This is a genomic window from Psychrobacter sp. UBA3480 (genome assembly GCF_002377945.1).
Classification (GTDB): domain Bacteria; phylum Pseudomonadota; class Gammaproteobacteria; order Pseudomonadales; family Moraxellaceae; genus Psychrobacter.
Genome location: NZ_DFQV01000003.1, coordinates 63816 through 73885 on the forward strand (window position 1 = coordinate 63816; position 10070 = coordinate 73885).

General features: G+C 43.4%; 9 protein-coding genes. 4 read left to right on the forward strand and 5 right to left on the reverse strand.

Annotated elements, in window-relative coordinates; genetic code table 11:
* Positions 1-49 precede the first annotated feature (49 nt).
* Together B2863_RS01855 and ispZ are read right to left on the reverse strand one after the other, a co-directional pair.
* Positions 50-376: a YciI family protein gene (locus B2863_RS01855; RefSeq protein WP_296207140.1), complete on the reverse strand. Its 327-nt coding sequence runs from the start codon at positions 374-376 to the stop codon at positions 50-52.
* A gap of 104 nt (positions 377-480) precedes the next feature.
* Positions 481-1032: a septation protein IspZ gene (ispZ, locus tag B2863_RS01860; protein ID WP_191114131.1), complete on the reverse strand. Its 552-nt coding sequence runs from the start codon at positions 1030-1032 to the stop codon at positions 481-483.
* Positions 1033-1323: 291 nt separating this feature from the next.
* Between ispZ and B2863_RS01865 the strand changes: the two genes are divergently transcribed.
* The gene (locus B2863_RS01865; protein WP_296207143.1) at positions 1324-2205 is read left to right on the forward strand and encodes a PHP domain-containing protein; all 882 of its coding nucleotides are present in this window, start codon (positions 1324-1326) and stop codon (positions 2203-2205) included.
* 293 nt (positions 2206-2498) lie between these two features.
* Positions 2499-3956: a GGDEF domain-containing protein gene (locus B2863_RS01870; protein WP_296207144.1), complete on the forward strand. Its 1458-nt coding sequence runs from the start codon at positions 2499-2501 to the stop codon at positions 3954-3956.
* Between the two features lie 105 nt (positions 3957-4061).
* Here B2863_RS01870 and truD read toward each other — a convergent pair whose 3' ends face one another.
* Positions 4062-5240: a tRNA pseudouridine(13) synthase TruD gene (truD, locus tag B2863_RS01875; RefSeq protein ID WP_296207155.1), complete on the reverse strand. Its 1179-nt coding sequence runs from the start codon at positions 5238-5240 to the stop codon at positions 4062-4064.
* Positions 5241-5585: 345 nt separating this feature from the next.
* Between truD and B2863_RS01880 the strand changes: the two genes are divergently transcribed.
* Entirely contained in the window at positions 5586-7235 is a 1650-nt protein-coding gene (locus B2863_RS01880; protein ID WP_296207146.1) for an FAD-dependent oxidoreductase, read from the forward strand.
* 367 nt (positions 7236-7602) lie between these two features.
* Positions 7603-8226, forward strand: coding sequence for a GNAT family N-acetyltransferase (locus B2863_RS01885; RefSeq protein ID WP_296207147.1), 624 nt, complete (start codon positions 7603-7605; stop codon positions 8224-8226).
* 44 nt (positions 8227-8270) lie between these two features.
* Here the strand turns inward: B2863_RS01885 and B2863_RS01890 are convergent, their stop codons facing one another.
* Both B2863_RS01890 and gorA read right to left on the reverse strand, forming a co-directional pair.
* Positions 8271-8432 (reverse strand): hypothetical protein, encoded by a 162-nt coding sequence (locus B2863_RS01890; protein WP_296207149.1) that lies wholly within the window; start codon positions 8430-8432, stop codon positions 8271-8273.
* A 300-nt stretch (positions 8433-8732) separates the two neighbouring features.
* The coding region (gene gorA / locus B2863_RS01895; protein ID WP_296207151.1) for a glutathione-disulfide reductase at positions 8733-10070 on the reverse strand (1338 nt) is incomplete at its 5' end.

Below are 10070 nucleotides of genomic sequence, written 5' to 3' on the forward strand. Positions count from 1 at the left end.
ATCAGGGCACTTTTGTAGCAACAGGTAGGTGAAAAAGAGACTCTCTGGATCACGATGCAGCTACTTGATTATTACTGTCAGTTGGCGCTGGCAATGCTTGAATAAATGGTTTGATATCGACATGACTATAAACGCCATCACGTAAGTAAGGCTCATCGTTTGCCCATGCTTGAGCCGCTTCGATAGAGTCAAAGTCTGCAATGATTAAGCTGCCTGACATATCGCTCTTGCCATGTTCGATAGGCGTTGGGCCTGCGATAATGAGACGACCTTGTTGATGCAGTGCTTTTAGGCGTTCAATATGTTCAGTACGAGTAATCAGACGTTGTGCACTGCTATTAGCCACGTCGTGACCAATGATTGCAAATAAAGACATGAGACTTCCTTAGTGAATAATAAAAAAGTAATGATGAGCTTATATGGGCTTAGTATAAACGTCATAGCGACAAAGTGATTGCTGCTATGACCAGGCAACAGAAACTATTTAGTGGCTTTGTCTGTTAGGGCAGGGTTGAGATGCTTTTTTAGTACAGCAAATTGAGCCACAACAAAAACCAGCATAATTGGAATCCAGCCATAGGTCTTAAAGTTGATCCATGCTTCATCTGACATTGTGAACGCTGTGATATAATGTAGTACAGCCATTAGGGCAAAAAACAATGCCCAAGCAACGGTCAGCTTTTTCCAGCCGCTAAGCGTCAGGGTAAATACCTCTTTCATAGCAAGCTGCATTAATGGCTTATTAATAGCTGCACTGATGAATAGCGTCAATGCAAAAATACCATTGATAATGGGCGACTTCCAACGCAAATAAATATCATCACGCAGCAGTAATGTGCCGCCGCAGAATAAAATCGTTAATAATAAGACAACCCATTGCTGCTTATCAAACTTACCTTTTTGACGAATAAAATGAATGGCGTAAACGATAATAGTGGCGACTAGCAAAGCCCCTGCCGCTGCTAAAATACCGTTATAACGCGCCGCGATAAAAAAGGCAATTAAGGGAATAAAGTCTAATAATGCTTTCATAGCAAAGGGTATATCCAACAAAAACGTATGGGGTAGTTTACACGTCTACCGCTCCAAAAAAAAGCAATCAACACGATAATCATGCGATATACGCAACCTACAGAGTAATACTTTCTTATTGCGGCTGATGACCATGCCACTGGCCAAATATAAACACGAATACAGCACCGATAACTGCTAAATCTACAGAATCATCAAGACAAACTACAACGCACATAATCGTAACAATGACTGTCTGCTCACTAGCTTTTATTCCACTCTTATTTTATTTAACACTTTAAGGCTCAGCTTATGAAAATTGACTTACATTGCCACAGTACTTGTTCAGATGGTACCTACGCACCGACCGAGGTCATACAGCGTGCCCATGCAGCGGGTATCAACGTATTGGCATTGACTGACCATGACACGTTGGCAGGGATTGATGAGGCGAGAGACGCTGCCAGTGCCTGCGATATGCAGATTATTAATGGTGTTGAAATCAGCTGTGAACATACATTAAGCGGTGGTTACGGAAAGAATAAATCTACCAATAAAATTATTCATGTACTTGGACTTGATTTTACTGATCGCGAAAAAATGCACGCAACGCTACAGCAACTGCAAGACAGTCGAGCCACTCGTGGTCAACGTATCGCTGAAAAATTGAGTGAATTATTAGATATCAATTATGATGAGCTATGGCAAGCAGTGCTCGATAAAGCAGGCGGCAACCCACAAGCAGTCGGGCGCGCCCATATTGGACAGGTATTGTTTGAGCGCGGTGAAGTCAAAACCGTTCAAAAAGCTTTTGATAAGTACCTAGCAGATAACAAACCTGCTTATGTAGCAATTGAGGCGCTGACGATGCAGCATGGTATCGAGCTGATTCATGCTTGCGGCGGCAAAGCGGTGCTCGCCCATCCTACGCGATATCAACTATCAGCGACACGCGTGCGTAAACTGATCGAAGAGTTTGCGCAGCTTGGCGGAGATGCTTGTGAACTACCAGCTACTAGCGAGCCGATTAGTACTCGCAGAATGGTCGACCGTAGCCTCGCTGAGCATGGTCTTGCGGCTTCTATTGGTAGTGACTTTCATGGTAGTAACATGCCTTGGCGACGTTTGGGCGATGTCCCTATTTTAAATGATGATCAGCAAGGGATTTGGGAGTCTTTTGCAACGCTCGCTTAGTGAGTAGGATTTGCCTTGTTACAGTTACTTCTAATAAGGTTATTTTCAGTAGCGATAGGGCCTTATTTATCATGATGAATAAGGCCAAAAATGGGTAAGTAAACATAATTACATTCATAGAGAAATTATTGGGAAATAAATGCGTAAAATAGATTGATAATAAGGCAAGAACTTGTAACACTTGATATGAAAATTTCAGAGCGGATAATATGCTTTGGCTTTGATTTTAGCGCTTATATATTCAACGCACTTATACCTTTTAATGTATTTACACTCTCTGCGGTAGCCCTTCTATGGCTGTATCGATATCCCATCTAGGTTACAACAAAATCTCTCAAATGATTTTTGAGTGGCAGGCTGCTGACCGAACATCGCTGATGGCCTTATTTATCGTGTTAGAAGTGTCATTGCATTGGTTCTGGTGCTTGTATGTCTGGTGGCAGCAAGATGCGTTAAACACCTATGTGAACATACATTATTTATATCCATTATGGCTTGGGATTAGCTTCGTCGGGCTATTCTTTTTATGCATGGTCAAAGGCTTATTTCATTCGAGCAATGACAACGAAATTGTTTTAAGTCGATGGCAGATAGCTCTGGTTTTAGTTTACACCGCTTACATTTCTACTGTTATTGTGATGATAGGGTACAGCAGTTTGTTTGCAGGCGTGTCGCTCGTCGGCGCTGCTATGCTAGGTATGATGTTGATCAGGCGCCGCTATGCTTGGCGTATGTTTTGGCTGCATATTATCTTGATGTTATTAGCTATCATGTCACCTTACTTTGGTATCAGTTTGCCCAATTTACGCCAGTTTACCGTTATTCATCCCATGCTTGAGAGTCATAACTATCTAACTTACAACGAGATTATGGCCGCTGAAAATGCGGTTGCTGCGTTAGCTTTTGAAAACAACGTCTTAAATTGGGATAGTATCAGCGAGCTACAGCGTTCATCCGCATTTTTTTGGCGGTCGACGCATTTATATTTAGCGCTGCCAAAAGCGATTTTTATTGTTTATATGTTTCGTGCTTTGCTATTGGTGTTAGATGATAGTCGGTTTGAGACCCTTCTACATGCCAATCAGGACGAGCTTACCCAGCTTAAAAATCGTCGCTACGGTCTGAAAAAGATGAAGTATGCCTTGGCTACTGTGCGAGAATATCAAGACTTAAGCGTCATGCTGTTAGATTTGGATTGGTTCAAACAGATTAACGATAACTATGGTCACGATGTAGGTGATCAGGTTCTAATTGAAATCTCACAGACGCTATCGCAGTCATTAACAGATGAGTCGATCGTTAGTCGCTACGGCGGCGAAGAGTTTTTGGTTGTAATGCCAGATACGAAGCATGATAGTGCTATGATGATTGCCGAGCAATTACGACGAAATATTGCTGAACATGTCATGAAGATTGAAGGTCTGGCTGATTTTAATGTGACAGCAAGCTTTGGGTTATATACCTTAACTCACGAAGAGCGAGATTGTATCGCGCAAGGCTACAAAACGATCACACAGCAAAAGACCGTCGCTCGAACGTCACCTCTTATCAAGCCAATTGCTACTCAGCGCGCGGAAAGTAAAATAGCCTCAATGCAAAAGCTGCCTAGTGATATCTGTCAACGTTTAATTAGCACAGCAGATAAAGCCTTATATGAAGCCAAGCACCGTGGTCGCAATCAAGTTGTCAGTGCAAATGAGATGTGGGCCGAAAAAGAAGGCGGTAAGCAATCGCTTTACAAAAGCCGTTAGCCATTAATTTATTAACGATCAGCCATGCCGCTAACACTGTATAAGTATTATCGGCATGGCTAATATTTTATTGATTGGTCCAATTGAGACTTCGATTTAATCCAATCAAGACGCTAATTCCTGCACCAAGCTTGCGAGCACACTTGTGGCAAAGCTACCTGTAGTTAAAGTAAAGTTTAACACCAGTGTCTGATCGTCCGACCATTCCCAGCTTAACGCCTCAATCGGTAGACGTAGCGCTCGTCTTTGCGCCTTAATATCACGCTGCTCTAATCCAGTTGCTAGTTGCATGAGTAGGGGGCTGTGTTGTACTACCTCGGACTCTAAATCTGCAGCGCTACCGGTAACTTTATCGTTACCCGTGCCCCATAGCACAGCAGTTGGATGAATATCACCACTGTCAATACGAGCATGCAACGTATCATCTAGTGTCTCACTAGTAAATATCGATCCTGAGCCATCTAAATTAAAAACCTCGCCGGCCAGTCCTGTATTCCAGCTGCCATCACGTACTCGCGCTGCCAATATCTTATTAAATATCAAGCTACGTGCAGCAGACAATTCCATCGTATTTTGCTCGCGCGGGGCACGCTTACGTTTGCTCTTTTTTGGTTGCGGGCGAGGCTCTCGCGGTGGACGAGCAAACAGTGATAAGGCTTCTCTGACGTTATTACCCTGACGACCAAAACGCTGTGGACCAAAATAATTGGGTACACCGTTTTTGCCAATGCGTGTTAAATGCTGCTCGACGGCCTCTTTTGCAGATAGTAGTTGCTCGGGTGATGCGTTACTTCCGTCATCAACGTTTTCGTCACCATCGCTCGCAAACTGGATATCACGTAAAGTAATAACAAACTGATTGGCACGGTGCGTACCGCGATTGAGTTTTTTATTGTGCCAGTGCTGCGCAAGGATAGTGACAGTCTCATTTTCGCCGATGTCCACTGGTGCAAACTCAGTAGGCGGTAATTGTTTTTTTGGTATGCGTAGACTAAACCACTGGGTCGTCAACGCATGACGATCCTTTAACCCTGAGTAGCCAACATCACGCAATGGAATGTCTGCCCACTCTGACAGTAGTTTCGCCAGATAAGCAGTATTCATGCCTGATTTTTCGATATGCAACCATAAATGCTCACCTTCACCAGTGAAGTCTAATGGCAATAGCTCATTAACGATAAAATCAGTCGCATTGGCTTTATAAGTCGCTTGCTGTATCGGCTGCAAACTTGGCTGTGGCAAATTTGCAGTATCTGTAATAGCAGCAATATCCATATGAGTCATATCAATTTGCTCACTAGCTGTTGGATCAATAGTAGCAGCTTGGCTATCTAAACTATCTTGAGAAGTAATAGTTATTTCGTTTTGATTATCTTGAGAAGTCATAAGGTCGTCTTTTATTTTGTTTATTAATAATGATTAGAAATAAAAAGAGTGCGGAAAGCAAAGTCGCATAATTACGTTTTGCAACGCAGCAAACATACAAAAAAACATCGTGTGCGAGGCGCTCTTGCTACTATCAATGCATAGCATATTAAAAATAATAGGATAAGTTGAATTTGTCTGGTTGGTTACGGTCATTTTCAACCTGCTGTCATTAGACATTATTATAACTGTTAAGGAAGCATTATGACCGACGCAACGATCAACACAGTCACCATCAGTAAAGCGGATATCCCAAGCGGTGGCATGAAATCATATAAGCAAGAAGACGATAGTATCATCTTAATCACTCGCGATGACGATGAGTTCCGTGCATTCGATGGCAAATGCCCACATGCGGGCGCAGATTTGGGTAACGGATTACGCTGTGGTAATCGGGTAGTCTGTCCTTGGCACCATGCGACTTTTGATAGTCGCGATGGCTCACTAGTAGAGCCGATAGCGACTAAAGGCTTGACCCAGTATGAACTGACTCATGATGGTGATAATCTGACAGTCAATACCTCAGCTCAGGTAACCGGGCAGGTCGAAAATGATAAATTGACTGATACCCATACTATTATCGTTGGTGGGGGCGGTGCAGGATTTATGACAGCCGACCAGTTGCGTCAGGGTGGCTATGGCGGCAAGATTACGTTGATTAGTAAAGAGGATAAGGCTCCTTACAACCGTCCTTTATTATCCAAAGCGTTTTTGGCAGGTAAGATGGACGAGGATAAGCTGCTATTGGGCGGTGCCAATTGGGCAGATAATAACAATATTGAGTTACGCCTTAACCAAACGGTTAGCGAAGTGCTACCCAATAAAGCGACCGTCGTCATCGAAGATGATGATGGCAACAGCGAGCGAAAAAATGCAGACTTCTTGGTCGTCGCCACTGGTGCTAAACCAAACTTACCACCTATTACAGGTGCTGACATAGATGGCGTATATACGCTACGCAGCATGAATGATGCCAAATTAATTAAAGCAGCCAGTCATGATCAGCGCGTGGTAATCATTGGTACAGGTTTTATCGGTATGGAAACCGCGTCGGCGTTAGCACAAGCAGGCACGACAGCTTCTATCACAGTGATTGGGCAAGGTAGCCGTGTGATGGGCAATATTGTCTCTGAAACGGTGAGTAACGCCTTAATTAAGTTACATGAAGAGAAGGGCATCAATTTTGTGTTTGACGCAACCGTCAATGAAATTACTAAGGTTGATCGTCAAGTGGACAAGGATGGAGATAATAATAACCAAGCTTTCTCAAATGTAGGCGGTGTCACGCTGGCGAATGGTGAGCATATTGATGCCGATATCGTGATATTGGGTACTGGCGTGTCTCCACGTACAGAGATATTGAGCGGAGTTAACGATCCAGATGGCGTACAAGTTGATGCGCATCTACAGCTGCGCGATGGCGTCTATGCGTTGGGTGATATCGCTAAAGCCACCAACCAGATGGGTCGCATGCGTATTGAGCATTGGCGCGTGGCGCTGCAGCATGGCATGGTCACGGCAGCTGCAATCCTAAATGATGACAGTGTCGATTCACTGGAAGCGCGTATTCCTTTCTTTTGGACCATGCAATATGGCAAGAGCCTACGCTATAGCGGTCATGCCGCGACACCAGATTACAATATCCTATTTGGTACGCCAGATACGCATGATTATATCGAATACTACTTCGATGATGAAAGAGAGGATACACGAGCTAGTGCAGCAAGTACGCTTGGACGTGATAAAGAGCTGGTTGCCTTCTCCGAGCTATTACGCCGTGGTCATGCACCGACACGCGCTCAGCTTAATGCAGGGCTCGATATTATTGAGCAAGCGCATGCATTATCGCGCTAGTACTATAGACTGATAAGTATTAGTATCTGGCGCATGTCATCAATTAGCACATGAACACATTTAGTGGTCTTAAAATGGCTAAATTTGTGCTAAACATCGTCAGAAATCTTGCAAATATGTTCATATTAACGGCAATTTCTTCCTCGTTTATCTACAATTTTTCTCATTTTAAGCCTCACAATCTAATTAATGACATACCCCTAGACTGGCTTAGTAATCTAAGTCAGTTTTTTTATAGTTAAATCTATATAGATCCGCTACATCGTCATCCTTGTTAAGTATACTAATGTATCACTTGCACTCGGTTTTCTTGTATCGAAATTATTTGAATGCAACTGTACATAGACGGAAAAGGAAAAATTATAATATGAGCGAAAATAATATAAATAACAGCAATATAAAAACAGACCACTTTAATAAAGAGTTGGTATTTTTGCGTGAAGCGACATTGGATGATATTGGCGCACTTGAGCAGTTATTGAACTGCTGCTATCGCGAGACAGCAGGTTGGACTAATGAGGCTGACTTGATCGGTGGTATTCGAACCACACCAGCGGAGCTCGCTGCCGTAATCAATGATCCTAATCACTATTATTTTGTCTATCCGAAAACCACGACAGGCGACCGTGATGGAGAAGAAACGGGTGAAATACTTGGCTGTATCGCTGTCGATATCAAAACTGATGCTGTCTCAAATAAGAAAGCCTATATCGGCATGTTTGCGGTACATCCTGTGCTACAAGGGAAGGGTGTCGGCAATGTAATACTACAAGCGGCCGAGACCTTTGCAGATCGCCACTTACAGTCACTGAATCAGCCTAGCCGTCTGACCATGTCTATCTTAAGTCATCGTCCTGAGCTTTTGGCTTACTATCAGCGCCGTGGTTATCAGTTCAATGGTAATAAAATGCCGTTTCCAAACGATGGCAATAATGGCGAGCCAAAGCGTGATGATTTAGAGCTATTAGAACTAGAAAAAGTCGTTAGCTAATCAAGTTGGCCTAGTAAAAAACACTAAAAAATATTCTATCTCGCTCAACCCCAAAAATGTCCAAAAGTCATAAATAGACCAATACTCAGAAGAATAAATGCCACAATAATTAAGCGCTTGAACCAGTTAAATGCTGGCAAGCGCGTGGCATTATCATCCGACATCAGATAAGCGAACAAAAACAATAGGCTTGCTGCCAGCGTCATAATGCCAAGCCCAATTGGTAATATAAATAAGTACACCTGCCACACAGTCATCTCTCAACGGTCAGTATTAATCGCATCATAACAGCATCAGGATTGCGCTGTCAGTATGCCTTGCTTTAAATTTTTCAATGCAAATAATTTATAGAAAATACAGTAGTCATCAGTGCGATATAAAAGTAATGAGCCAGTTTTAGACCTACGAAGCTATATGCTTACGTCAAGACTGACAATAAAAAAGGACGCTCAAAAGGCATCCTTTTTTATAATAGCTAAGAATAAGAGAAATGTTAAACAGTGAGTCTAGCGCATCGTCACAAACTCTTCTGAACCAGTTGGATGAATAGCAACCGTATTATCAAAGTCAGCCTTAGTTGCGCCCATTTTAATCGCAACAGCAAAGCCCTGAATCATCTCATCGACGCCAAAACCAATACCATGCAGGCCAATGACTTTTTCGTCATCGCCCAAGCATACTAGCTTCATGGTGCATTTTTGACGATGTTGAGTGACCGCGCTATACATATCGGTAAAGCTTGAGGTATAACACTTGATGTTTTCTTTGCCATAGAGTTCTACCGCGTCGATCTCAGACAGCCCAATCGTACCGATAGCTGGATGGGTAAAGATCACGGTCGGTATCAACGTATAGTCTAAGTGCTCATTGGGCTTATTGTTAAACAAACGCTCTGATAAGCGACGACCTGCGGCAATCGCCACAGGCGTTAGATCTACGCTGTTCTCGATAATATCGCCAACCGCATAAATACCATCGACGTTGGTGTTTTGGAACTTATCGACTTTGATTTTGCCCGTTTCAGTCGTCTCGACCCCTGTCACTTGCAGATTGATACCGTCTGTTGATGGCGCGCGACCAATCGCCCAGATCAAGCAGTCAACAGTGTCGATACAGTCTTCACCGCCATCGTTGGTGGTTAAATCGAGGCTGTCATCGTCATTTTTATTGACTTCATTGATCACCGTGTTGGTGTGTAATTTAATGCCAGCTTGCTCCATCTCTATCAGCAAAGTCTCTACGATAGTATGGTCAAACGTACGTAGTGGCGAGTGTTTGCGTACATACAAATGCACTTCGGCACCCAGACTGTTTAACACGCCTGCGATCTCGACAGCGATATATCCTGCACCTACAATCGCCACGCGTTTTAGCAAATGATTCAATGCAAAAAAGCCGTCAGAGTCGATGCCGTATTCTGCGCCTTTGATATCTGGCTGAATCGGATGACCGCCCGTAGCAATCAAAATATGGTCAGCGGTAATCAGCTCGCCATTTACTTCGACGGTATTGGTATCGACGAACTTAGCAAAACCTTTGATCACTTCGACGCCGTTTTTGGCCAAGTTGTTATCATAAGCGCGGTGAATGTTTTCGATATATTGTTGGCGGCTCTGTACCAGCTTTTGGAAGTCAAAACCTTTTAACTCAACATCAAAACCATAATCTGGCGCATATTTATGGATAGCTTCAGCCACTTGGGCGCCATACCACATGACCTTTTTGGGAACACAGCCCAAATTCACACAAGTGCCACCCAATTGATTGGCTTCGATAATGGCGCATTTTTTGCCATAGTTGGCTGCACGGTTGAGTGAGGCGATGCCGCCGCTACCGCCGCCAAT

Coding starts and splice junctions, on each gene's coding strand:
- B2863_RS01865 (WP_296207143.1), top strand. CDS start 1,324: ATGAAAATTGACTTACATTGCCACAGTACTTGTTCAGATGGTACCTAC.
- B2863_RS01880 (WP_296207146.1), top strand. CDS start 5,586: ATGACCGACGCAACGATCAACACAGTCACCATCAGTAAAGCGGATATC.
- truD (WP_296207155.1), bottom strand. CDS start 5,240: ATGACTCATATGGATATTGCTGCTATTACAGATACTGCAAATTTGCCA.
- B2863_RS01885 (WP_296207147.1), top strand. CDS start 7,603: ATGAGCGAAAATAATATAAATAACAGCAATATAAAAACAGACCACTTT.
- B2863_RS01855 (WP_296207140.1), bottom strand. CDS start 376: ATGTCTTTATTTGCAATCATTGGTCACGACGTGGCTAATAGCAGTGCA.
- B2863_RS01870 (WP_296207144.1), top strand. CDS start 2,499: ATGGCTGTATCGATATCCCATCTAGGTTACAACAAAATCTCTCAAATG.
- B2863_RS01890 (WP_296207149.1), bottom strand. CDS start 8,432: ATGACGCTGGCAGCAAGCCTATTGTTTTTGTTCGCTTATCTGATGTCG.
- ispZ (WP_191114131.1), bottom strand. CDS start 1,032: ATGAAAGCATTATTAGACTTTATTCCCTTAATTGCCTTTTTTATCGCG.